The following is a 22,160-nucleotide window of genomic DNA, read 5'->3' on the forward strand; positions in this document are numbered from 1 at the left end:
GGAGCGCCGTATTGCCATACTGGAAGGCGACATGGCGGCGTGGGTCGCTTTTTTGAACGCGCTTCAGCTCATTTATCGTGCAGCCAACTTGGGCGACGGTGAAATATTAGCGCAGCATCCAGTCAGCATGACGCACTCCTCTTATACCCCCGAAGAGCGGCGTCAGCATTTAATTAGCGATGGGTTGACCTGCTATTTTACAGATTAACCTATTGTTATCACTTGCTTATTTTGCCGAGAATAATCTGAATATCGCTTATAAGCCCCGCCTGAATCACATCTCTTGCACTGCTGCCGTGCAGATAACCTATCAGCCGTTATCCTTAATGATTACTTGAATGATTCAATAACAATGCATAAAGGAAGATAACCAATGAAATTGAAATATTTACTGTTACCGGCGATGCTTTTCTCCAGCAGTTTATTGGCGGCAGATGTTACCGTCACATTGAATGAAGCTCTGCCAACTGGCAATGGAAAGGCGCTGGGTACTGTTACTGTGACCGAAACGCCTTATGGTTTACTGTTTACGCCAAATCTGACCGGGCTGGTTGCGGGTATTCATGGTTTCCATCTCCATGAGAATCCAAGTTGTGCTCCGGGGCAGAAAGACGGTAAAGCTGTGCCCGCATTGGCTGCGGGCGGCCATTTCGATCCGCAAAAAACCGGGACGCACCTTGGGCCTTATAGTGATAAAGGGCACTTGGGTGACTTGCCGGGGTTGGTGGTCAATGCCGATGGCACTGCGACTTACCAAGTATTGGCTCCACGTCTGAAATCGTTATCAGAGGTGAAACAGCATGCGCTAATGATTCATGCTGGTGGTGATAACTATGCCGACCATCCCATACCTTTGGGGGGTGGTGGTGCGCGAATGGCTTGTGGTGTCATCGAGTAACGGCCTGATACAAACAAACTGGTAGCCTCGGTGTTGCCAGTTTGGTCGCAGCCAGGGAATCTGCGATAATCACGTATTGGTTTGAATGACGATAGAGATGCTAATGCAGTACCCGATTAATGAAATGTTCCAGACCTTGCAGGGCGAGGGTTACTTCACCGGCGTACCGGCGATTTTCGTGCGTTTGCAGGGTTGCCCAGTGGGTTGTAGCTGGTGCGACACCAAACATACCTGGGAAAAAGCGGCCGATCGGGAAGTCGATATGCAGCGCATCATGGTAAAAACGGCGGAAAGTGATGTTTGGGGAACGGCCAGTGAACAGCAGCTACTGGATATCTTCCGTCAACAAGGGTATACCGCTCGTCATGTGGTGATAACCGGCGGTGAGCCTGCTATTTACGATTTGCTCCCTTTAACATCACAGTTGGAGCAAGCCGGTTACAGTTGTCAAATTGAAACCAGCGGTACTCATGAAGTGCAGTGTTCCACCACCACGTGGGTGACGGTTTCGCCAAAAGTGAATATGCGCGGCGGCCTAAAAGTATTGCCACAGGCATTACAGCGCGCAGATGAAATTAAGCATCCGGTGGGGCGTTTACGGGATATCGAAGCACTAGAAGCACTGCTGGTAACACTGACGGATGACAAAAAGCGGATTATTGCTTTGCAGCCGATTAGTCAGAAAGAAGAAGCCACCAAGCTCTGTATTGAAACTTGTATCGCCAAGAATTGGCGGCTGTCGATGCAGACACATAAGTATTTAAATATCGCTTAATCCCCTTCGTCCTTGTCGCTGCAGCTGTGTTGCGGCGCTCATTTACCCGAATCACTGACTTATGTAAGCTCATCGGGGTTCATTTACTTGCGGCCTTGCTGTAACGCCAATGACTTTGGGGATCAATTTTATTCACCGCGATTTATTACCCGCGATAAACACAACCCGCCGAACAGGTCTCTTTTACCATGACGGCGCTGAGTTCTGGTAATTGCGGTTTAAGCTGCTGCCAAATCCAACAGGCCAGCACTTCACTGGTCGGATTCTCTAGGCCGGGAATGTCATTCAGATAGTGATGATCCAAACGTTCCCAAATTGGCTTGAATGCAGCCTTGAGATCAGCAAAGTCCATCACCCAGCCGGAGTGAGCATCAACTTCACCTGTGACCTCAATACGGACCATAAATGAATGGCCGTGCAAACGACCGCATTTGTGGCCCTCTGGGACATGAGGCAACAAATGGGCGGCTTCAAACTGAAAATCTTTAAATAGGGTGGTGCTCATCATTCTGACCTTATTGACTCAAAAACCGCCGCATAGTACCCGAAAGCATGGATACTGGCTATGAATGCACGTAACTGTGTGCCCTATTGGCTTAGATGAATTTTGCTTGTCTTCACGTATTCCACTGATTTTTATACAGATGTAATTAATTTGTGATGAGATATCAGTGGGTGAAAATTTCCTAATAAGTTGAACACTTTAACTCATATCTATTACCTGAAAAACCACTTAGTCGTTTTGGTTATTTATTATTTCCATTGCTTCTTTAATTGTTATTATCGGGATGGTTAACCTTACAAACTATCAAGACTTTTGAGCGCAAACTGTTCGCACTGATAGCTGTCCGTGCCTACCGTGGCTAAGCATAAAGGAATTAGTACTGCAATGACGACTCAGGTTCCTCCTACTTCTTTACTCCCGCTATCGCCGGAGCAGTTGGCCCGCTTGCAAGCCGCGGTTGGTGAGTTTTCTCCCACCCAAATGGCCTGGTTATCTGGCTACTTTTGGGGCATGGTTAACCAACAACCTGGCGCGGTTATTGCTCCTGTTGTGGCCGCTCCAGCAACGGCGATTACCCTGATTTCTGCTTCCCAAACCGGCAATGCGCGGCGTTTGGCTGAACAGCTACGTGACGATCTTTTGGCCGCCAAGCTTAATGTCAATCTGGTTAATGCCGGTGATTATAAGTTTAAACAAATCGCGCAGGAACGTTTGCTGGTGATTGTTGCTTCCACCCAAGGTGAAGGCGAACCAGCCGAAGAGGCCGTGGCGCTGCATAAGTTCTTATTCTCTAAAAAAGCGCCTAAATTGCCAGAAACCGCCTTTGCGGTGTTTGGCTTAGGCGATACTTCCTATGAGCATTTTTGCCAGGCGGGTAAAGATTTCGACAACAAATTGGCTGAGTTGGGGGCGCAGCGGTTAGTTGAGAGAGTGGATGCTGATGTGGAATATCAAGAATCAGCACAACAGTGGCGACAGCAGGTTGTTGCGGCCTTGCAAGCCAGAGTGCCAGCCCAATCAACCGCGGCGGCGGCGGCCACAAAAAGTGGTGTGGTCGATGAAATTACCTCTAGCCCTTATAGCAAAACCGCGCCACTTACCGCGCAGTTATCGGTACAGCAAAAAGTGACGGGGCGTCATTCTGAAAAAGATGTGCGCCACATTGAAATTGATTTAGGGGACTCCGGGCTGCGCTATCAGCCGGGTGATGCTCTGGGGGTCTGGTTTGATAATGACCCTGCATTGGTCGACGAGTTGCTGGCGCTATTGTGGCTTAAAGGTGATGAGCCGGTCAGTATTGATGGGCAGAATATATTGGTGTCGCAAGCGCTGCGTAGCCATCTTGAACTGACGCAAAATACCACGGTGATTGTCGATAAATACGCCGCACTGTCCCGTGATGAGAAATTGATTGCTTTGCTGGCGGATAAACCGGCGCTGCAACACTATGCGAAGAACACTCCGATTGTGGATATGGTGCGTCAGGCACCCTCTGACCTGAATGCCGATCAATTGGTTGCACTGTTGCGGCCACTAACTCCCCGCCTCTATTCTATTGCCTCCTCACAAGCTGAAACTGAGAATGAAGTGCATATTACCGTCGGTGTGGTGCGCTATGAGATTGATGGCCGTCCACGTACTGGCGGTGCTTCGGGGTATCTGGCGGATAGATTGGCAGTGGATGACGATATTCGCATCTTTATCGAACATAACGATAATTTCCGTTTACCGGCTAACCCAGAAACGCCAGTGATAATGATTGGGCCGGGAACCGGCATCGCGCCGTTCCGCGCCTTTATGCAGCAGCGCGAAGCCGATGGAGCCACAGGCAAGAATTGGCTACTTTTCGGTAACCCACATTTCACTGAAGATTTTCTCTATCAGGTTGAATGGCAGCGCTATGTCAAAGACGGCTTGCTGACCCGCATTGATCTGGCTTGGTCGCGCGATCAAGCCCATAAAATATATGTACAAGACAAACTGCGCGAACAAGGTGCAGAACTGTGGGACTGGATCCAACAAGGTGCCCACATTTACGTCTGTGGCGATGCCAACCGCATGGCGAAAGACGTTGAGCAAGTTTTACTGGACGTGGTGGCTCTGCACGGCGCGATGGATGCTGAGCAGGCTGATGAATATTTAAGTGAGCTGCGCCTGGCGCGCCGTTATCAGCGGGATGTGTACTGATGAATGAAAAACACCCAGGGCCATTAGTTATTGCTGGAAAACAGGTCGTGACCGGAAAGCTTTCTGACGGCGAGCGCATGAAGTCACAGAGCAATTTCCTTCGCGGGACTATTGCAGAGGACTTGAATGACGGGCTGACCGGCGGCTTCAACGGCGATAACTTCCTGCTGATCCGCTTCCACGGAATGTATCAGCAAGATGACCGCGATATCCGCGCCGAACGGACGGAACAGAAGCTTGAACCTCGTCATGCCATGATGCTGCGCTGCCGTTTGCCCGGGGGGATTATTACCCCGCAACAGTGGCTAGGTATTGATAAATTTGCTGCGGATAACACTTTATACGGCAGCATCCGTATCACTAACCGCCAGACATTCCAGTTTCATGGCATTCTGAAAGGAAATGTGAAACCAGCCCACCAGTTGCTCAATCAATTGGGCTTGGATGCATTGGCGACGGCAAACGATGTTAACCGTAACGTACTCTGCACCTCGAACCCGGTGGAGTCAGTGCTCCATCAGGAAGCCTACGAATGGGCGAAGAAGATTTCTGAACATTTGTTACCACGTACCCGTGCTTACGCTGAAATTTGGCTGGATGCAGAAAAAGTCGCGACCACGGATGAAGAACCGATCCTCGGTGCGACTTATTTGCCACGTAAATTTAAAACTACAGTCGTCATTCCGCCGCAAAATGATGTCGATCTCCATGCTAATGACCTCAACTTTGTTGCGGTGGCGGAGAAAGGTAAATTGGTCGGTTTTAACGTGTTGGTTGGCGGTGGGCTATCCATTGCTCACGGTGATAAGAATACTTACCCACGTAAAGCCAGTGAATTCGGCTATATCCCGTTGCAACATACTTTGGCTATTGCAGAAGCGGTGGTGACCACCCAACGTGACTGGGGCAACCGCACTGATCGTAAGAATGCTAAAACCAAATATACGCTAGAGCGCGTCGGTGTTGATGTGTTTAAGGCCGAAGTTGAAAAGCGCGCGGGTGTGAGTTTCTCTGCCATCAAACCTTACCAATTTACTGGCCGCGGTGATCGTATTGGCTGGGTAAAGGGCATCGACAAAAAATGGCATTTGACCTTATTTATCGAAAATGGCCGTTTGCTGGATTACCCCGGCCGCAGTCTGAAAACCGGCGTGGCGGAAATTGCTAAAATCCATCAGGGCGATTTCCGTTTAACTGCCAATCAGAACCTCATTGTGGCGGGGGTACCGGAAAAAGACAAAGCGCGCATTGAAGCATTGGCTCGTGAACACGGCTTGATGGATGACAATGTCAGCCCGCAGCGTGAAAATTCGATGGCCTGTGTTTCGTTCCCAACTTGCCCATTGGCAATGGCTGAAGCTGAACGTTTCTTGCCGGAATTTGTCACCCGCATTGAAGGTATTTTGCAGCAACATGGTTTGCCCGATGAACATATTGTGATGCGCGTCACCGGCTGCCCGAATGGTTGCGGCCGTGCTTTGCTGGCTGAAGTTGGGCTGGTGGGGAAAGCTATGGGGCGCTATAACCTGCATCTGGGCGGCAACCGCGAAGGCACGCGGATACCGCGCATGTACCGTGAAAACATTACTGAAGATGAAATCCTGGCGATTATCGACCAGTTAGTCGGGCGTTGGGCTAAGGAACGCCATACTGATGAGGGGTTCGGCGATTTTGTTATTCGTGTCGGTGTTATTGCTCCGGTGATAGATTCAGCCCGCGACTTTTATGATGTTCAGGAGGCGGTGTGAGTCAATTCAATCTCAATGAACTTAATGCGCTGCCAAAAGCGGAACAAGCCGCGGCATTGGCGCTAGTTAATGGGCAACTGGAGCATTTAACCGCGCAAGAGCGCGTTAGTTGGGCATTAGAAAATCTGCCCGGTGAGTTTGTGCTCTCTTCCAGTTTTGGTATTCAGGCGGCAGTTTGTTTGCATTTGGTGACGCGGCAGCGCCCTGATATCCCGGTGATCCTCACGGATACCGGCTATCTGTTCCCGGAAACTTATCAGTTTATTGATTCTCTCACTGAAAAACTTCAGCTTAATTTGCAAGTGTTTCGCGCCCCTCAAAACCCCGCCTGGCAAGAAGCTCGCTATGGCAAATTGTGGGAGCAGGGTGTTGAGGGGATTGAGCGCTATAACGACCTGAATAAAGTTGAGCCGATGAACCGCGCACTGGAAACTTTAGGCGCTCAAACTTGGTTTGCGGGCCTGCGCCGTGAGCAATCGGGCAGCCGGGCAAAGTTACCGGTTCTGGCGATTGCACGCGGTGTTTTCAAATTGCTCCCTATCATTGATTGGGATAACCGCCAAGTTTATCAGTATTTGACCCAAAATGGTCTGAGTTACCATCCATTGTGGGAGCAGGGTTATTTATCTGTCGGCGATACCCATACAACCCGTAAATGGGAGCCGGGTATGAGTGAAGAAGAAACGCGCTTCTTTGGCCTAAAACGTGAATGCGGTCTGCATGAAAGCTGAGCACGACTGATTGAGAATAGGGGCGCAAATAGCGCCCATTTTTTGCGGTGATTAGCGGGCAATTCGCTCTCGCGCTAACTCTGCCAAAAACTGGCTACGATTCTTATAACCACGGTGGGTGGCGATAAATTTATCAATCGCAGTGAGTAGATTTTGCGACATTGTCAGATTAAATTTTATGGCCTTACTTTCATATTTGGCCGGATCGATCTCAACAAACCCTAAAATTCCGCCATCCTCTCTTAACCGCGGATCGCCAATATAGCGGTGAGGATCTTGGGGGGGAAGGGGTAATGGAAAACCTTCATCCATTAATGCTTCAATATGAACAGCAAAGGCTTCTTCAGCATTTTTGCTAATGTCGGCAAAGGTATTACCCGCAAAAAAGCAGCCGTCAATATCAGGAAAATAGCCGTCGAATCCGTCCAAGGTACTGAAGATGAAAATAGGGTAGATCATGGTTAACTCCCTAAGCATTGTTTAAATCAATTTAATCCCGGAAATCTGCTGAGCTTGTCGCAGTATGCCTTTGGATAACTCCTTGCGGGGATGGGGCAGTGTAATAATTTTACGGACGCCTGGTTTGCACAAAGTAATATGGCTTCCGCTATTCGTTTTTTTTCCACCTCTGATTTGCCACCCCGCATCCTGTAAGCGTTTTATTAATTCGCCACTCTCCATGTGATCTCCTGGTGAGCTGCTAGTAGGTATCATACCCACCAGCAAGATTGAGTCAATTATTTGTGGGTATCATACCCACTCAAAGTTATACGCGAAAAGCATGAAAAAGGGCGACCATAATGATCGCCCACACTTTGAATTTATTGACTTTTTTATTCGTTTTGCGTGATGTTTCGCACGGTGGAAATTATTTTTTAGCGCCAGCTAACGTTTGTATCAGCGGCAACAATATCCGCACCGTGTCACCTGTGCGTTTAGTTATTCGGCCGGGCAAGAACTTGTCCAGATAGTTTAAGTTATCCAGTGGGCTTTGATGGCGGGTTGTTCCTTGTGGGAAATGTTTACTGATAGCCCGTTGTTGGCAACCATCCTTATGACCCAATGTGTAATTACTGGCTTCTACGGATAACACCGGTATTCCAGCGGCATCAAAGGCATTTTTCTCCGCCTTGCATGAGGCGGCCACTTGACCTTTTACTGTGGTGGCAGTAATGCCATAGCGGCGGGCCAGTGTCAGCGCTAGATCCTTTGCAGTAATGGCGGCGGGCTGATTATTGGCATTAAAATAGAGGCGATCGCCGGTGATCAAATTATCTAAATTGATCACCAGTAATGTGTTCGCTTTTTCAGCCGGGCTCATTCGTTGCAGATAATTTTCTGTTCCTTGCGCACCAATTTCTTCAGCACTGAGCGCGACAAAACGTAAATCATAGCGCAGCGGCGTTTTTTTGAGGCGCTCCGCCAGTTCCAGCATTACCCCTACACCCGCCGCATTATCATCAACACCTTGCAGTGTTAAACCACCCAGATTTTTATCTAAATCTTCATCGCTTTGTGGGGTGTAAGTATCAAAGTGCGCCATGATGATTATCTGTTTTTGATCATCCGCTTTGTTGGCCGCATCCTCTTTATCTGTTGATATATTTCGGGCAGCAATCACTGAAGTGGCACTGATATTTCGCCAGTTTTGTTTACCATTTTTACTGGTATAGAGATAACGGGTATTAAACCCCCGCAAATTACTCTGATAGCCCATCTGCTGAAAACGGTGATTAATATATTCAGCAGCCAGCAATTCCGCTGGGCTGCCCGCCATACGGCCCGGAAAGTAGGTGCTGATGTGGCGAACTTGTTGTTCAGCTATTTGACCGATGGCTGGCGATGTCGCTGCCTGAAGTGGCAGGACGGCAGTTAAACTCAGTGTAAATGTTAAACTCAGCGTAAAGAGTGCCCACTTTAGGCGACGGCGGGAAAACATACTGAAATATCCTTGTTAAAGTCAGAGCCACACCTACTGGCATGGACAACGCGGTATAGTATGAAACTCTCCGGGGAAATAGACAATTTGTATACTTCCTAAAGTGCGGATATTTATGTCACCAGATAAGAAAATCAGTCACAGTGATGATCAACCAGCATAGCTGGGAACCCTGTCATCACGCCTATATATCATTATGGAACTTGTAATTACTTTTAGTCATTTCATAAGGCCATAACCCCCCCCTATAGTCACCCTACGCTTATTATGTAATTGAAGGATGCTGTGGACTATCTACCTCTTTTTGCCGACTTGAAACGCCGCCCTGTATTGGTTGTTGGCGGCGGTGAAGTTGCTGCGCGAAAAATTGACTTACTCCACCGCGCGGGCGCACAGGTGCGGGTAGTGGCACAGACTCTCTCATCTGAACTTGAACAACAATCTCAGGATGGCCGCATTCACTGGCTGGCATTAGATTTCTTGCCCGAGCAGCTGGATGAGGTATTTCTGGTGATTGCGGCCACAAACGATACTGCGCTGAATGCAGCGGTTTTCGCGGCGGCAGACAAGCGGCATCTGCTGGCGAATGTGGTGGATGACCAACCTCGTTGTTCGTTTATCTTCCCGTCGATTGTCGACCGCTCTCCGCTGGTGGTGGCGATCTCCTCCGCCGGTCAGGCACCGGTTTTGGCGCGTATCTTGCGCGAGAAATTGGAAGCCTTATTGCCCAGCAGTTTAGGTGAGATGGCGGCTATCGCCGGGCGCTGGCGTGGCCGGGTTAAGCTACAAATCGCTTCAATGGGTGAGCGCCGCCGTTTTTGGGAAAATGCATTCAGTGGCCGCTTTGCCAGTTTTGTCAGTCGTGGTCAGTTAGCCCAAGCTGAAGAGGAACTGCAATTGTCATTGGAGGGGCAGAGCATCTCTCAGGGGGAAGTTGCCTTGGTGGGTGCTGGCCCCGGTGATCCTGGTTTATTGACCTTGCGCGGTCTGCAAGTGATTCAACAGGCTGATGTGGTGCTGTTTGACCATTTGGTCAGCCCGGAAGTGCTGGATTTAGTGCGCCGTGATGCTGAACGGATTTGTGTTGGCAAACGCGCGGGGGCGCATTCGGTCACTCAGGAAGAAACCAATCAATTACTGGTCACATTGGCACAGCGCGGGAAACGGGTGGTGCGGCTAAAAGGCGGCGATCCTTTTATCTTTGGTCGTGGCGGTGAAGAGCTACAAGTTGTGGCGCGTGCGGGCATACCCTTTCAGGTGGTGCCAGGGGTGACGGCGGCGAGCGGGGCGACAGCTTATGCTGGAATTCCTCTGACTCACCGTGACCATGCACAAAGTGTGACATTTATTACCGGGCATTGCCGCGCCGATGGCGATGATTTGGATTGGCAGGCGCTGGCCCGTGGTCATCAGACGTTGGCCATCTACATGGGCACGGTGAAAGCGGCTGAAATCAGCCGGCAATTAATCACCCATGGCCGAGCCAGCACTACGCCAGTGGCAGTGATTGGCCGGGGCACCCGTGCTGATCAGCAAGTTCTGACCGGCACACTGGCAGAGCTTGAATTACTCGCGCATCAGGCCCCGACACCAGCCCTGCTGGTCATCGGAGAAGTGGTGGATTTACACCACCAAATTGCCTGGTTTGGGCAACAACCGCAGACTGAACAGGCCATCAGCCCGTCAGTCGTGAATTTGGCATAAAGGATCTGTTATGGACGAAAAACGACTCACTCATTTGCGGCAATTGGAGGCGGAGAGTATCCATATCATCCGTGAAGTGGCCGCTGAATTCGGTAACCCGGTGATGCTCTATTCCATCGGCAAAGACTCTTCTGTGATGCTGCATTTGGCGCGTAAAGCATTTTTCCCCGGTCATTTACCTTTCCCGTTATTGCATGTGGATACCGGTTGGAAATTCCGTGAAATGTACGAATTCCGTGACCGCACCGCCAAGGCATTTGGCTGTGAATTATTGGTGCATCGTAACCCGGAAGGGGTGGCAATGGGCATTAACCCCTTTGTCCACGGTAGCGCCAAACACACTGATATCATGAAAACCGAGGGGCTGAAGCAAGCGCTGAACAAATACGGTTTTGATGCCGCTTTCGGTGGCGCGCGGCGGGATGAAGAGAAATCCCGCGCCAAAGAGCGTATTTATTCATTCCGCGACCGCTTCCATCGTTGGGATCCAAAAAACCAGCGCCCGGAGCTGTGGCACAACTATAACGGCCAGATTAACAAAGGCGAAAGTATCCGCGTCTTCCCGCTGTCCAACTGGACTGAGCTGGATATTTGGCAATATATCTTCCTGGAAAAAATCGACATTGTGCCGTTGTATCTGGCGAAGCCCCGCCCTGTGGTGGAGCGCGACGGGATGCTGCTGATGGTGGATGACGACCGCATTGACCTACAGCCGGGCGAAGTGATTACTCAGAAAATGGTGCGTTTCCGAACCTTGGGCTGTTGGCCACTGACCGGCGCGGTAGAGTCTGAGGCGGAAACCTTGCCCGCCATTATCGAAGAGATGCTTATCTCGACCACCAGTGAACGTCAGGGTCGAATGATCGACCGCGATCAATCCGGCTCCATGGAGCTTAAAAAGCGTCAGGGATATTTCTGAGGAGCGCCCGATGAGCACAAAATTTCAAGATCAATCTGTATTTCAAGACCAATTGAAAACAGAAAATCAGTCGATTTTAGAAAGTAACTCGATGATTTTAAATAATACTTCTATCGCCCAGCAAATTGCTAATGAAGGCGGGGTAGAAGCTTATCTGCATGCCCAGCAGCACAAAACCATGTTGCGCTTTCTGACTTGCGGCAGCGTGGATGATGGCAAAAGTACGTTAATTGGCCGTTTACTGCATGATACCCGCCAGATTTACGAAGATCAGCTCACTACGCTGCACACTGACAGCAAGCGTATTGGTACACAGGGTGAAAAACTGGATCTGGCTTTGTTGGTGGATGGTTTGCAGGCCGAACGTGAGCAGGGCATTACTATTGATGTAGCTTATCGTTACTTCTCCACTGAACAGCGCAAATTTATCATTGCTGATACCCCTGGGCATGAGCAATACACGCGCAATATGGCGACCGGCGCTTCGACCTGTGATTTGGCGATTTTGTTAATCGATGCCCGTAAAGGGGTATTGGACCAAACTCGCCGCCACAGTTTTATTGCCACGCTATTGGGTATCCGCCATTTGGTGGTGGCAGTGAATAAGATGGATTTGGTCGATTATCAGGAAAGTGTCTTCGAGCAGTTTAAAGAAGATTACCTGAGTTTTGCTCAGCAGTTACCCACTGATTTAGATATTAAATTTGTCCCGCTATCGGCGCTGGATGGCGACAATGTGGCCTCGCCAAGTGAGAAAATGAATTGGTATTCCGGCCCGACGCTGCTTGAAGTGCTGGAAAGTGTTGATGTGGTGAATGCCAGTCGCCAACAGCCGCTGCGTTTCCCGGTGCAATATGTGAACCGGCCAAATCTGGATTTCCGAGGTTATGCTGGCACCTTATCTGCCGGTATCGTGCGGGTCGGGCAAAAAATAAAAGTGCTGCCCTCTGGTGTGGAATCCACCATTGCACGGATTGTCACTTTTGATGGCGATTTGGCCCAGGCAATGCCCGGTGAAGCCATTACACTGGTGCTGACAGATGAAGTCGATATTAGCCGTGGTGATTTATTGGTTGATGCCAGTGAAACCCTAAAAGCGGCGCAAAACGCGCTGGTGGATGTGGTGTGGATGGCGGAGCAACCACTGGTGGTCGGGCAAAGCTATGACATTAAGATTGCCGGGAAAAAGACCCGTGCGCGGGTTGAAAATATCCAATATCAGGTCGAAATCAACTCATTGACCCAGCGGGTAGTCGAAAGTTTGCCGCTGAATGGCATTGGTTTGGTTGAATTGGCGTTCGATGAGCCGCTGGTGCTGGACAGCTATCAGCGTAATCGCGATACCGGCGGCCTGATCTTTATTGACCGGCTGAGTAATGTCACTGTTGGCGCAGGGTTGATCCGTGAAACGCTGGAGTCGGTCTATCAGGAAAACAAAGAATTCAGTGAGTTTGAATTGGAATTGAATGCATTGGTTCGCCGCCACTTCCCACATTGGGGTGCGCGTGACCTGTTAGGAGGGAAATAACGTGCATGCTGATCAGGTGACGCCAGCCGACGAAAATATCGTCTGGCACCCCCATGCCGTGACCCGAGAAGATCGTGAACAACAGCACGGGCATCAAGGTGTGGTGCTGTGGTTTACCGGCTTATCGGGTTCCGGAAAATCTACTTTGGCGGGGGCATTGGAGCAGGCGCTGTTTGCCCGCGGTGTTAGCACTTACTTACTTGATGGCGACAATGTACGCCACGGTTTATGTCGTGATTTGGGCTTTTCTGATAGCGACCGGCGCGAGAATATCCGCCGGGTCGGGGAAGTGGCTAAATTAATGGTGGATGCCGGTCTGGTGGTGTTAACGGCGTTTATTTCCCCTCATCGGGCAGAACGCCAAATGGTGCGAGATATGCTGGCATCCGGCCAGTTTATTGAGGTGTTTGTGGACACGCCATTGGCGATTTGCGAAGCCCGCGATCCGAAAGGATTGTATAAAAAAGCCCGTGCCGGAGAGCTGAAAAATTTCACCGGTATCGACTCTGTTTATGAATTTCCTGAGCATCCTGATACTCGCTTGCAAGGTGAACAATTAGTAACAAATTTGATTGAACAATTGTTAGACGTGCTGCGTGGTCGAGCTATTATCAAATCCTAATATAGCTGCTGGCAAAACGTCCTGAGAGCGTGCCGGTAAACTGTGCCCACAGGATTTGTATGCAAAATATCACCCAAATTATTATCGACGAACAGCAGGAACGGGAGGAACCGTCATACTCCTTTCTTGGCGGGGTTACTGGCTTTGTCTTCTATTGGTTGGCGTTCGCGATTCCATTCTTTGTTTACGGCCCCAATACTGTCTTTTTCTTGCTCTACACCTGGCCGTTTTTTTTGGCTTTGATGCCCGTTTCAGTGCTGATCGGCATTACGCTGAGTATGCTATCGCGCGGTAATGTGCTTATCACTGTAGGCGGGTCTGGGATTGCAGTGGTGTGCTTATTCTGGATGTTATTTACATTCCTCACCGGTTGGTGAGGGCTAAATCAGCGGGCTGTTTGGTTTGCTCCAATGACAACCCGCTACAAGTTCAATCTGCTTATCCTTGCGCAGAAAGTACCTTGCTAAGAAATGCTTGGGTGCGCGGGTTGGTAGGGGCAGTAAATATCTCTTCCGGTTTACCCTCTTCCTGAATAACCCCTTGATCAATAAACAATACCCGATCGGCAACATCACGGGCAAAGCCCATTTCATGGGTCACTACCACCATGGTCATCCCCTCCAGAGCCAATGCTTTCATCACCGCCAGCACTTCGCCCACCAGTTCCGGATCGAGCGCGGAGGTTGGCTCGTCAAACAGCATGATTTTCGGCTCCATTGCCAAAGCTCTGGCAATCGCTACCCGCTGCTGTTGTCCACCCGAAAGACTGCTGGGGTAAGCATCAATTTTGTCCAGTAAACCGACTTTGCGCAGCAATAATTCAGCCCGTTCAATAGCTTGTGCGCGGGACAGTTTTTTGACATCCATGGGCGCCATGATCAGGTTTTCCAGCACCGTCATATGCGGAAACAGATTAAAGCGCTGGAACACCATGCCGACACTTTCGCGCATGCGGTTGAGATCGGTTTTGGGGTTATGGATCTCAAAACCATTCACGGTGATTTCACCGCCGGACAAGGTTTCTAGCGCATTAATACAGCGCAAAAAGGTACTTTTTCCGGAGCCAGATGGGCCAATTATGCAGACGACTTCTTTTGGCTGAATTTCGCATGAAATCCCCCGCAGCACATGGGTTTCGCCAAATTGTTTTTGCAGGTTATGTACGTGAATCACTTTTACCGAACCTCGTTTCCATATGCCGGACTAACAGCGAAAGTATGAATGTAATAACCCAATAAACCACCGAAATGACCAAGTAGGGTTCCCAATAAGTGGCATAGGCCCCGGAAACAGTGCGCGCGGCATAGGCTAAGTCTGCCAGCCCGATGGCAGATGCCAACGACGAATCTTTTACAATAGCAATGGCGTTGTTGCCCAGTGGCGGCAGCATACGGCGGAAAGCCTGCGGTAGGATAACCTTGCGCATGGTTTTGCCGTAGCTCATACCCAGGGAGCGGGAGGCTTCCATCTGGCCGCGATCAATAGATTGAATACCCGCGCGGAAAATCTCAGAAACATAAGCTCCGGCGTTCAATGTGATAGCCACGATACAAGATAAAAACGCGCCGTAATCAGAACGTAGCATTCTGGCAAAATCAGAGGACATAATGCCATTGGTGACCAGAATGCCATCCCGAGGGTTGATAAACAGCGGCACCAAAGCAAAGTGCACCACCATTATCTGCACAAAGAGCGGTGTCCCGCGAATGGCGCTGATATAGATACGCACCGGCCATTGAACAAAGTAATACAGTATTGGCTTCCAGATACCATGAGGTGCTTGCGCTAATCGCCCCAGACCGAGTGTTAATCCCCAGGTCGTCCCTAAAATCACACAAATAATGGTGCACTTTATTGTCATCCAGGCGCCGTCCATAAACAGTGGGGCGTATTCCTGAATGATTTCCCAACGAAATCCCGACATAAGCAATCCAAATACCTTTATTCATTGGCGCTACAGCATGGTGACTGCTGTAACGCCAATGACTTTGGGTCTAAAAAGTGTATTAAAAAATGTATTAAAAAAGTTATTTTGTAGGCAGCGTCGGAACCTGAGCATCAAACCATTTTTCATAAATTTTGGCATAAGTGCCGTCAGCCACGATTTTTTGCAGGCCGCTGTTGATTTTACTGCGTAATTCTTCGTTACCTTTCGCTACCGCGATGCCGAAGTATTGGCGCTCAAATTTATCATCAGCCACCAGTTCAAAAGCTTTTTCTGGGTGGGTTTTTAGGTAGAACTTGGCAACACCCACATCACCGACTGCGGCGGCGATACCATCTTCATATAACTCTTGCAGCATCAGCGGCGTATTATCAAAGCGCTTGATTGCGGTACTGTTTTTGCCCAGAACATCGGAAACTACGATATCCCCAGTGCTGGAATTCACGACGCCAACATTCAGGTTTTTCAATGCGGCAATAGAATCAACTTTAGAGCCTTTAGGAACCACAATGGTTTGTTCGGCCGGGAAGTAAGGGTCAGAGAAATCAACCATTTGCTTACGTTTATCAGTAATCGTGATACCGGAAATAATGATGTCGCGATCACCAGAACCTAAAGTGGCAAAAATACCTTCCCACGGTGTATTCACTAATTTGACCTGAAAACCTTCAGCTTTACCGATAGCTTTAATGATATCGATATCAAAACCTTCCAGTTGTTTTTGGCTGTTTTCATACTCAAATGGGCGATAGGTCCCCCCAGAGCCGACCACATAAGTGGGTTCAGCGGCAATAGCCGTACCCGCAGACAACACGGCTGCCAAGCAAGTCCCAACCAACATTAAACGTTTAAACATGTGAATCTCCCGGTTAAAAGGTAAAGATGAATGAAAGCATGATTTTTTATTTATGCAGTTTGAGTGCATAAAAATAAACTTTTATAACTGTAAACTCAACTATAATGGGGGTTATTTATTTATGGCGACATTAAATATGCATATTTAATTTGCTGACTGGCATAAGCCAATGGAAAAAATACCTTTTCCAGTGTTTATCTCTGCGTGGTGTTGTTGTGTGATTAATCGACAATGGCGGGGGAAAGAATGCTGAAAATTAGCATTTAATGACATTTTGTCGAGTTACGTGGTATTTTTGCCGGAAATCGTCCTTAATCTGCGCCTTGTGGCCTATTTCCGTCACAGAGTGGAGTCCGACGAAAAGTTGTGGGATGATTATACCCGTCATACTTCAAGTTGCATGTGTGTTGGCTGTCTTCGTTCACCCCAGTCACTTACTTGTGTAAGCTCCTGAGGATTATGGGCCTCATTAGAGGCTCACCCTGCGGGCCAGCGCAGGCGCTGTTCAAATTGGTTTACAACCAATTTGTCGCTCAGTTGCTGCCTTCCTGCAACTCGAATTATTTACGGTATAGGCAGTTTTTCAGGGGGCGGGAATGGGAAAACTTACGCTACTATTGCTGATTTTACTTGGCTGGCTACAGTATTCATTGTGGTTGGGCAAGAATGGTGTTCATGATTTTGTTCGGGTTAAGGATGACGTGGCGCTCCAAGAGGGCAATAACGGCAAACTTAAAGCCCGAAATGATCAGCTATTTGCTGAAATCGATGATTTAAACGGTGGTCAAGAGGCTATCGAAGAACGCGCACGTAACGAACTGGGTATGATTAAACCCGGCGAAAGTTTCTATCGTCTGGTTCCTGACCAATCCAGACGTAATGCGAGTCTCCCTTCGACGCCAAATAACGCACAACAATAAATAATGAGTAATTTCGCAGTTTCCCTTTCTGACGTCGTTGCACCCGAAGCTATTGCGCCTGAAATTATAGCGCCTGAAATTATAGCGATAGTACCGGCGGCGGGTATTGGCAGCCGCATGCAAGCTGATTGCCCTAAGCAGTATTTAATTGTGGGGGGCAAGACAATCATTGAACACGCAATTGTTTCTTTGCTGAGTCACCCACGAATTCAGCGGGTTGTTGTTGTCATACATCCGCAAGACACGCAATTCTCAAGGTTATCTATCGCCGGAGATCCTCGCATCAGTATTGTTCACGGCGGTGACCAGCGAGCTGATTCTGTGATGGCGGGTTTGCAGCAAGCAGGGCAGGCCGAATGGGCGCTGGTTCATGATGCGGCTCGCCCGTGTTTGCACCAAAGCGACCTTGAAAAATTGCTGGCAATTATTGAACACAGCAAGGTCGGTGGTATTCTGGCAGCGCCGGTTCGTGACACCATGAAGCGCAGTGAACCAGGTGTGCAAGCCATTGCTCATACTGTTGATCGCCAAGCGCTGTGGCATGCGCTGACACCGCAACTTTTCCCGCTTGAGTTATTAAAAATGTGCTTATCCCGCGCCCTACAAGACGGCGCGCTGGTCACTGATGAAGCTTCAGCATTAGAGCATTGCGGTTATCATCCGATACTGATTTCAGGGCGTTCGGATAATATCAAAGTGACGCGCCCAGAGGATTTGGCGCTGGCAGAATTTTATTTAACCCAACGGCAGTCCCCAAATTCATTGGAGTGCAATTAATGCGAATTGGTCATGGTTTCGATGTTCATAAATTTGGTGAAAATGGCAGCGGCCCACTGATTATTGGTGGGGTGCGCATCCCTTACGAAAAGGGTTTATTGGCACATTCAGATGGCGATGTTGCATTGCATGCTGCCACCGATGCATTACTGGGGGCCGCCGCATTAGGTGATATCGGCAAGTTATTCCCCGATACTGACCCGGCCTTTAAAGGTGCTGACAGCCGCGCTTTATTGCGTGAAGCATACCGCCGCATTCTGGCTAAGGGGTACAAACTGGGTAATCTGGATATTACGATTATCGCCCAAGCCCCTAAAATGGCCCCCCATATCCCGCAAATGCGCGTTCATTTGGCGGAAGACCTACAATGTCATATGGATGATATCAACGTAAAAGCCACCACCACTGAACAGCTTGGTTTTACTGGCCGTGGTGAGGGAATTGCGTGTGAAGCCGTGGCGCTATTAATTAAAGTTGAGCAGGTTTAAGGCATAACTGATGGATATGGAAAATCTAACTTGGCTGCACGGCAAACCCAAGGCAAGTGGCATTTTAAAAGCCAATCCAGAAGACTTTGTGGTGGTCGAAGATTTGGGATTTGAGCCGGACGGTGAAGGCGAGCATTTATTGGTTCGTATCCGCAAAAATGGCTGTAACACCCAATTTGTTGCGGATTATCTGGCGCGTTTCGCCAAGATCCACCCGCGGCTGGTGAGCTATGCCGGTTTGAAAGATCGTCACGCCGTCACCGAGCAATGGTTCTGTTTGCACTTACCAGGTAAAGAAGCGCCGGATCTTGCTACTTTCGAACTGGAAGGTTGTGAAGTGTTGGAGTCGGTGCGTCAGAAAAGAAAACTGCGTATTGGCTCACTGAAAGGCAATGCTTTTACTTTGGTGTTGCGCCACATAACTGATAATCAGGACGTCGAACAGCGATTGCAGCAGATTGCCGCTCATGGTGTGCCGAACTATTTTGGTAGCCAGCGCTTTGGCCGCGGAGGCAATAATCTGGTGCAGGCGCGTTTGTGGGCGAATAATGAAATTCGAGTAAAAGAGCGCAGTAAACGCAGCTTTTACTTATCCGCCAGCCGTAGCGCGATGTTCAACCTGATTAGCAGTAGCCGTTTAGCTCAACAGCAGGCGACGACTGTACTGGACGGTGATGCCTTGCAGCTATCAGGGCGCGGCAGTTGGTTTGTGGCCGGGGCTGATGAATTGGCCTTGTTACAGCAGCGGGTCGATGCGGGCGAATTGAATGTAACCGCTCCGTTGCCTGGCGATGGTGAGCTGGGTACTCAGGGCGCGGCATTAGCTTTCGAACAAGCATGTTTAGCTGATCAAACCGAGCTATTGGCACTGATTAAGCGCGAACGTGTCGAAGGTGCGCGCCGGGCTATCTTACTCAAACCGCAAAATATGCAGTGGAACTGGTGGGATGAGGTCACTTTGGAACTCAGTTTCTGGTTACCCGCCGGTAGTTTTGCCACCAGTGTGGTGCGGGAAATCATGAATCAGGATAATGCCGATGCTGCGGATATTGCTGAGTAACGATGACGGAATTACTGCGCCGGGCATACAGACGTTGGCAGCCGCATTGCGGGAGTTTGCGCTGGTACAAATCGTAGCGCCCGATCGTAATCGAAGCGGCTCCTCCAATGCCTTGACGCTAGATAGCGCTCTGCGTATTACCACCTTATCTAATGGCGACATTGCAGTGCAGCAAGGTACGCCGACCGATTGCGTCTATCTGGGGGTCAATGCATTAATGCGTCCCCGACCAGATATTGTGGTTTCCGGCATCAATGCTGGCCCTAATCTGGGGGACGATGTTATCTACTCAGGTACCGTGGCGGCAGCGATGGAAGGGCGACATTTGGGTTTCCCTGCTTTGGCTGTCTCACTTAATGGGCATCAGCACTATGCAACGGCGGCAGCCGTCACTTGCCGTATCTTGCGCGCGTTACAACATAAACCGTTGCATACGGGCAAAATACTGAATATTAATGTACCTGATTTACCCTTATCTCAAATTAAAGGGATTCGGGTAACACGTTGTGGTAGCCGCCATCCAGCAGAGCAGGTATTTTGTCAACAAGACCCGCGCGGGCAAGATCTCTACTGGATTGGGCCTCCGGGGGAGAAGTTTGATGTGGCGGAAGACACTGATTTTGCAGCGGTTGAACAAGGCTATGTGTCTATCACGCCGTTGCAGGTTGATTTAACAGCCTATGGGGCTCAAAACGTGGTTGAAAACTGGTTAGCCAATGCAGAGGTTGACGGGGAATGGTAAATAAGCGCATGCAAACATTGTTGATGCTGTTACGTCAGCAAGGTATTCGGGACGAGCGCTTGCTACAGGCGATCGAAGCAGTGCCGCGCGAGCGTTTTGTTGATGAGGCACTGGCCCATAAAGCCTACGAGAACACAGCCTTGCCTATAGGTTCTGGGCAAACTATTTCTCAGCCTTATATGGTGGCGCGCATGACGGAGTTGTTGCAATTGACACCCACTTCGCGCGTATTAGAGATAGGCACCGGTTCGGGTTATCAAACGGCTATTTTGGCGCATTTGGTCGAACATGTATGCTCAGTTGAACGAATCAAAGGGTTACAGTGGCAGGCAAAACGTCGCCTGAAACAGCTGGATCTGCATAATGTCTCTACTCGCCATGGTGATGGCTGGCTAGGTTGGGCATCACGCGGGCCATTTGATGCGATCATTGTGACCGCTGCTCCACCAGAAATACCGAATGCTTTACTTGAGCAATTGGATGAGGGTGGGATATTGGTCCTGCCTGTGGGAGAACAGGCTCAAACCTTGAAATATGTGCAGCGCCGTCATAATGAATTCCAGGTTGAGACGGTAGAAGCCGTGCGTTTTGTTCCTTTAGTTAAAGGGGAATTGGCTTGAAAAAATATCATTATTTCAGTCTTAACCTTTGACTAAAGTCGAAGTACAGTTTTCTTGTGCTAAAGATTGGACAAAAATCAGTAACATAAATTTTATGGTATGGCAGCGGCACTATTGATAGCATGCGCGCATCTATATTGGATATATCGCTTAATATTGCTGTCATGGGGGAAGCATGAGCACGGGAAGCCCAATGATTACATTACGCCGGGTAGCGGCATGTACGGTTATGAGTTTATGGTTGGTTGGTTGTAGCAATGATAATACAACATCCGCGCCAATCAGCAGTGTCGGTGGTGATCGCTCTGGTACCATGCTAAGTGGTTCGGACACCAATAGTTCTGGTGAGCGCATCGTTTATAACCGTAGTTACGACAATATCCCCAAAGGAAGCTACAGCGGTAATACCTATACCGTTAAGCGTGGTGACACGCTGTTTTATATTGCCTGGATAACGGGGAGTGACTTCCGTGATCTGGCGGCAAAAAACAATATTGCAGAGCCTTATAGCCTGAATGTGGGGCAATCTATTCAGTTGGGTAATGGTTCTAGTGGTGGAATGTTAGCCGCGACTGATGCCACATCGAGTGGAATAGCAAAACCGCCTGCAAATATTCAGAACACAACTACAACGGTTGATTCTCAATCAACTAGCGCGTATTCTGAAAACTCGGGTAAACAGAATGTTGGCAAAATGTTGCCAGCGTCAGGCGCTGTTGTCGCTACAACTGCACCTGTTATCGCGCCGAGCAGTCCAATCAGTGACCCTACCAGCAATGGTAGTCCAGTCAGTAACTGGAAATGGCCAACTGAAGGTAAAACGATCGATAGTTTCTCTGCTTCCGAAGGGGGAAATAAAGGGATTGATATCGCCGGTTCCCGTGGGCAACCTATCTTCGCTACAGCAAATGGGCGAGTTGTGTATGCTGGGAACGCACTGCGTGGTTACGGTAATCTTATTATCATCAAACACAATGATGATTACCTGAGCGCCTACGCTCATAACGATACAATGCTGGTCCGGGAACAAGAAGAAGTGAAGGCGGGTCAAAAAATAGCAACCATGGGTAGCACCGGAACCAGTTCAGTAAGATTGCACTTTGAAATTCGTTACAAGGGGAAATCCGTAAACCCGCTGCGTTACCTTCCGCAGCGATAGATTGGGCAGAATACGCTGTATTCTGCTCGCCGGATTC

General features: G+C 49.3%; 25 protein-coding genes. 18 read left to right on the forward strand and 7 right to left on the reverse strand.

The genetic code is table 11. From position 1 onward, the window contains the following. The first annotated feature begins 31 nt into the window (after positions 1 to 31). From OP863_RS03920 to queE, 3 genes are all read left to right on the forward strand, one after another. Positions 32 to 208 (forward strand): PLP-dependent transferase, encoded by a 177-nt coding sequence (locus OP863_RS03920; RefSeq protein WP_416222821.1) that lies wholly within the window; start codon positions 32 to 34, stop codon positions 206 to 208. A 165-nt stretch (positions 209 to 373) separates the two neighbouring features. Then, positions 374 to 898 carry a superoxide dismutase family protein gene (gene sodC / locus OP863_RS03925; RefSeq protein ID WP_145591884.1) on the forward strand — a complete coding sequence of 175 codons (525 nt, stop codon included), beginning with the start codon at positions 374 to 376 and terminating at the stop codon, positions 896 to 898. A 103-nt stretch (positions 899 to 1,001) separates the two neighbouring features. Then, positions 1,002 to 1,673, forward strand: coding sequence for a 7-carboxy-7-deazaguanine synthase QueE (queE, locus tag OP863_RS03930; protein ID WP_145589194.1), 672 nt, complete (start codon positions 1,002 to 1,004; stop codon positions 1,671 to 1,673). Between the two features lie 145 nt (positions 1,674 to 1,818). Here queE and queD read toward each other — a convergent pair whose 3' ends face one another. Further along, positions 1,819 to 2,178, reverse strand: a complete 360-nt coding sequence (gene queD, locus OP863_RS03935; RefSeq protein ID WP_050292267.1) for a 6-carboxytetrahydropterin synthase QueD — start codon at positions 2,176 to 2,178, stop codon at positions 1,819 to 1,821. Between the two features lie 384 nt (positions 2,179 to 2,562). Here queD and cysJ point away from each other — a divergent pair, with 384 nt between their 5' ends. Genes cysJ through OP863_RS03950 form a run of 3 tightly spaced genes read left to right on the forward strand, consistent with a single transcriptional unit; the run spans position 2,563 to position 6,844 of the window. Then, a complete protein-coding gene (gene cysJ / locus OP863_RS03940; RefSeq protein ID WP_145589193.1) occupies positions 2,563 to 4,365 on the forward strand; it encodes an NADPH-dependent assimilatory sulfite reductase flavoprotein subunit in 1,803 nt (600 codons plus the stop codon). Next, entirely contained in the window at positions 4,365 to 6,113 is a 1,749-nt protein-coding gene (gene cysI / locus OP863_RS03945; RefSeq protein WP_145589192.1) for an assimilatory sulfite reductase (NADPH) hemoprotein subunit, read from the forward strand. The genes cysJ and cysI overlap by 1 nt, the downstream gene beginning before the upstream one ends. After that, positions 6,110 to 6,844 (forward strand): phosphoadenylyl-sulfate reductase, encoded by a 735-nt coding sequence (locus tag OP863_RS03950; protein ID WP_145589191.1) that lies wholly within the window; start codon positions 6,110 to 6,112, stop codon positions 6,842 to 6,844. The genes cysI and OP863_RS03950 overlap by 4 nt, the downstream gene beginning before the upstream one ends. A gap of 51 nt (positions 6,845 to 6,895) precedes the next feature. Here OP863_RS03950 and OP863_RS03955 read toward each other — a convergent pair whose 3' ends face one another. The 3 genes from OP863_RS03955 to OP863_RS03965 all read right to left on the reverse strand — a co-directional run bounded on the left by OP863_RS03955 (position 6,896) and on the right by OP863_RS03965 (position 8,783). Continuing rightward, positions 6,896 to 7,303: a type II toxin-antitoxin system HicB family antitoxin gene (locus OP863_RS03955; RefSeq protein WP_145589190.1), complete on the reverse strand. Its 408-nt coding sequence runs from the start codon at positions 7,301 to 7,303 to the stop codon at positions 6,896 to 6,898. A gap of 21 nt (positions 7,304 to 7,324) precedes the next feature. Next, positions 7,325 to 7,525 carry a type II toxin-antitoxin system HicA family toxin gene (locus tag OP863_RS03960; protein WP_145589189.1) on the reverse strand — a complete coding sequence of 67 codons (201 nt, stop codon included), beginning with the start codon at positions 7,523 to 7,525 and terminating at the stop codon, positions 7,325 to 7,327. Between the two features lie 187 nt (positions 7,526 to 7,712). Further along, positions 7,713 to 8,783 carry an aminopeptidase gene (locus OP863_RS03965; protein ID WP_265525914.1) on the reverse strand — a complete coding sequence of 357 codons (1,071 nt, stop codon included), beginning with the start codon at positions 8,781 to 8,783 and terminating at the stop codon, positions 7,713 to 7,715. 285 nt (positions 8,784 to 9,068) lie between these two features. Between OP863_RS03965 and cysG the strand changes: the two genes are divergently transcribed. From cysG to OP863_RS03990, 5 genes are read left to right on the forward strand one after another with little or no spacing between them, the layout of a single operon-like run. Further along, entirely contained in the window at positions 9,069 to 10,487 is a 1,419-nt protein-coding gene (gene cysG, locus OP863_RS03970) for a siroheme synthase CysG (RefSeq protein WP_145589187.1), read from the forward strand. Between the two features lie 10 nt (positions 10,488 to 10,497). Continuing rightward, on the forward strand, positions 10,498 to 11,406 hold the full coding sequence (gene cysD, locus OP863_RS03975) for a sulfate adenylyltransferase subunit CysD (protein WP_049558967.1): 909 nt from the start codon (positions 10,498 to 10,500) through the stop codon (positions 11,404 to 11,406). Between the two features lie 10 nt (positions 11,407 to 11,416). After that, positions 11,417 to 12,934, forward strand: coding sequence for a sulfate adenylyltransferase subunit CysN (cysN, locus tag OP863_RS03980; protein ID WP_186368357.1), 1,518 nt, complete (start codon positions 11,417 to 11,419; stop codon positions 12,932 to 12,934). A gap of 1 nt (position 12,935) precedes the next feature. Next, on the forward strand, positions 12,936 to 13,556 hold the full coding sequence (gene cysC / locus OP863_RS03985; RefSeq protein ID WP_120011128.1) for an adenylyl-sulfate kinase: 621 nt from the start codon (positions 12,936 to 12,938) through the stop codon (positions 13,554 to 13,556). A gap of 59 nt (positions 13,557 to 13,615) precedes the next feature. Continuing rightward, positions 13,616 to 13,933: a DUF3561 family protein gene (locus OP863_RS03990; RefSeq protein ID WP_038636120.1), complete on the forward strand. Its 318-nt coding sequence runs from the start codon at positions 13,616 to 13,618 to the stop codon at positions 13,931 to 13,933. Positions 13,934 to 13,994: 61 nt separating this feature from the next. Here OP863_RS03990 and OP863_RS03995 read toward each other — a convergent pair whose 3' ends face one another. The 3 genes from OP863_RS03995 to OP863_RS04005 all read right to left on the reverse strand — a co-directional run bounded on the left by OP863_RS03995 (position 13,995) and on the right by OP863_RS04005 (position 16,357). Next, positions 13,995 to 14,729, reverse strand: a complete 735-nt coding sequence (locus OP863_RS03995) for an amino acid ABC transporter ATP-binding protein (RefSeq protein WP_038636117.1) — start codon at positions 14,727 to 14,729, stop codon at positions 13,995 to 13,997. Beyond that, on the reverse strand, positions 14,713 to 15,480 hold the full coding sequence (locus tag OP863_RS04000) for an amino acid ABC transporter permease (RefSeq protein WP_004389104.1): 768 nt from the start codon (positions 15,478 to 15,480) through the stop codon (positions 14,713 to 14,715). Before OP863_RS04000 ends, OP863_RS03995 begins: the two co-directional genes overlap by 17 nt. Before the next feature lie 103 nt (positions 15,481 to 15,583). Beyond that, entirely contained in the window at positions 15,584 to 16,357 is a 774-nt protein-coding gene (locus OP863_RS04005; RefSeq protein ID WP_038636115.1) for a basic amino acid ABC transporter substrate-binding protein, read from the reverse strand. A 596-nt stretch (positions 16,358 to 16,953) separates the two neighbouring features. On the opposite strand from OP863_RS04005, the gene ftsB reads away from it, so the two are divergent. The 7 genes from ftsB (at position 16,954) to nlpD (ending at position 22,123) form a co-directional block, all read left to right on the forward strand. Further along, positions 16,954 to 17,277, forward strand: coding sequence for a cell division protein FtsB (gene ftsB / locus OP863_RS04010; protein ID WP_145589185.1), 324 nt, complete (start codon positions 16,954 to 16,956; stop codon positions 17,275 to 17,277). 3 nt (positions 17,278 to 17,280) lie between these two features. Further along, a complete protein-coding gene (gene ispD / locus OP863_RS04015; RefSeq protein WP_268967471.1) occupies positions 17,281 to 18,054 on the forward strand; it encodes a 2-C-methyl-D-erythritol 4-phosphate cytidylyltransferase in 774 nt (257 codons plus the stop codon). Next, positions 18,054 to 18,542 (forward strand): 2-C-methyl-D-erythritol 2,4-cyclodiphosphate synthase, encoded by a 489-nt coding sequence (gene ispF, locus OP863_RS04020; protein ID WP_050095425.1) that lies wholly within the window; start codon positions 18,054 to 18,056, stop codon positions 18,540 to 18,542. Before ispD ends, ispF begins: the two co-directional genes overlap by 1 nt. A 10-nt stretch (positions 18,543 to 18,552) precedes the next feature. Continuing rightward, on the forward strand, positions 18,553 to 19,602 hold the full coding sequence (truD, locus tag OP863_RS04025; protein WP_120011129.1) for a tRNA pseudouridine(13) synthase TruD: 1,050 nt from the start codon (positions 18,553 to 18,555) through the stop codon (positions 19,600 to 19,602). Next, the gene (surE, locus tag OP863_RS04030; RefSeq protein ID WP_042562601.1) at positions 19,580 to 20,344 is read left to right on the forward strand and encodes a 5'/3'-nucleotidase SurE; all 765 of its coding nucleotides are present in this window, start codon (positions 19,580 to 19,582) and stop codon (positions 20,342 to 20,344) included. Before truD ends, surE begins: the two co-directional genes overlap by 23 nt. Then, positions 20,338 to 20,964 carry a protein-L-isoaspartate(D-aspartate) O-methyltransferase gene (locus tag OP863_RS04035; RefSeq protein WP_038635969.1) on the forward strand — a complete coding sequence of 209 codons (627 nt, stop codon included), beginning with the start codon at positions 20,338 to 20,340 and terminating at the stop codon, positions 20,962 to 20,964. Before surE ends, OP863_RS04035 begins: the two co-directional genes overlap by 7 nt. 193 nt (positions 20,965 to 21,157) lie before the next feature. Beyond that, the gene (nlpD, locus tag OP863_RS04040) at positions 21,158 to 22,123 is read left to right on the forward strand and encodes a murein hydrolase activator NlpD (RefSeq protein WP_038635967.1); all 966 of its coding nucleotides are present in this window, start codon (positions 21,158 to 21,160) and stop codon (positions 22,121 to 22,123) included. The last annotated feature ends 37 nt before the right edge of the window (positions 22,124 to 22,160 follow it).

Origin of the sequence: Yersinia sp. SCPM-O-B-9106 (C-191) (assembly GCF_026183365.1) — a bacterium.
Taxonomy (GTDB): Bacteria; Pseudomonadota; Gammaproteobacteria; order Enterobacterales; family Enterobacteriaceae; genus Yersinia; species Yersinia rochesterensis.

Bases quoted from the DNA above. Each gene is read 5' to 3' on its own strand.
- OP863_RS03920 (WP_416222821.1), top strand. From the start codon at position 32: ATGGCGGCGTGGGTCGCTTTTTTGAACGCGCTTCAGCTCATTTATCGT.
- sodC (WP_145591884.1), top strand. From the start codon at position 374: ATGAAATTGAAATATTTACTGTTACCGGCGATGCTTTTCTCCAGCAGT.
- queE (WP_145589194.1), top strand. From the start codon at position 1,002: ATGCAGTACCCGATTAATGAAATGTTCCAGACCTTGCAGGGCGAGGGT.
- queD (WP_050292267.1), bottom strand. From the start codon at position 2,178: ATGAGCACCACCCTATTTAAAGATTTTCAGTTTGAAGCCGCCCATTTG.
- cysJ (WP_145589193.1), top strand. From the start codon at position 2,563: ATGACGACTCAGGTTCCTCCTACTTCTTTACTCCCGCTATCGCCGGAG.
- cysI (WP_145589192.1), top strand. From the start codon at position 4,365: ATGAATGAAAAACACCCAGGGCCATTAGTTATTGCTGGAAAACAGGTC.
- OP863_RS03955 (WP_145589190.1), bottom strand. From the start codon at position 7,303: ATGATCTACCCTATTTTCATCTTCAGTACCTTGGACGGATTCGACGGC.
- OP863_RS03960 (WP_145589189.1), bottom strand. From the start codon at position 7,525: ATGGAGAGTGGCGAATTAATAAAACGCTTACAGGATGCGGGGTGGCAA.
- OP863_RS03965 (WP_265525914.1), bottom strand. From the start codon at position 8,783: ATGTTTTCCCGCCGTCGCCTAAAGTGGGCACTCTTTACGCTGAGTTTA.
- cysD (WP_049558967.1), top strand. From the start codon at position 10,498: ATGGACGAAAAACGACTCACTCATTTGCGGCAATTGGAGGCGGAGAGT.
- cysN (WP_186368357.1), top strand. From the start codon at position 11,417: ATGAGCACAAAATTTCAAGATCAATCTGTATTTCAAGACCAATTGAAA.
- OP863_RS03990 (WP_038636120.1), top strand. From the start codon at position 13,616: ATGCAAAATATCACCCAAATTATTATCGACGAACAGCAGGAACGGGAG.
- OP863_RS04000 (WP_004389104.1), bottom strand. From the start codon at position 15,480: ATGTCGGGATTTCGTTGGGAAATCATTCAGGAATACGCCCCACTGTTT.
- OP863_RS04005 (WP_038636115.1), bottom strand. From the start codon at position 16,357: ATGTTTAAACGTTTAATGTTGGTTGGGACTTGCTTGGCAGCCGTGTTG.
- ftsB (WP_145589185.1), top strand. From the start codon at position 16,954: ATGGGAAAACTTACGCTACTATTGCTGATTTTACTTGGCTGGCTACAG.
- ispD (WP_268967471.1), top strand. From the start codon at position 17,281: ATGAGTAATTTCGCAGTTTCCCTTTCTGACGTCGTTGCACCCGAAGCT.
- ispF (WP_050095425.1), top strand. From the start codon at position 18,054: ATGCGAATTGGTCATGGTTTCGATGTTCATAAATTTGGTGAAAATGGC.
- truD (WP_120011129.1), top strand. From the start codon at position 18,553: ATGGATATGGAAAATCTAACTTGGCTGCACGGCAAACCCAAGGCAAGT.
- surE (WP_042562601.1), top strand. From the start codon at position 19,580: ATGCTGCGGATATTGCTGAGTAACGATGACGGAATTACTGCGCCGGGC.
- OP863_RS04035 (WP_038635969.1), top strand. From the start codon at position 20,338: ATGGTAAATAAGCGCATGCAAACATTGTTGATGCTGTTACGTCAGCAA.
- nlpD (WP_038635967.1), top strand. From the start codon at position 21,158: ATGATTACATTACGCCGGGTAGCGGCATGTACGGTTATGAGTTTATGG.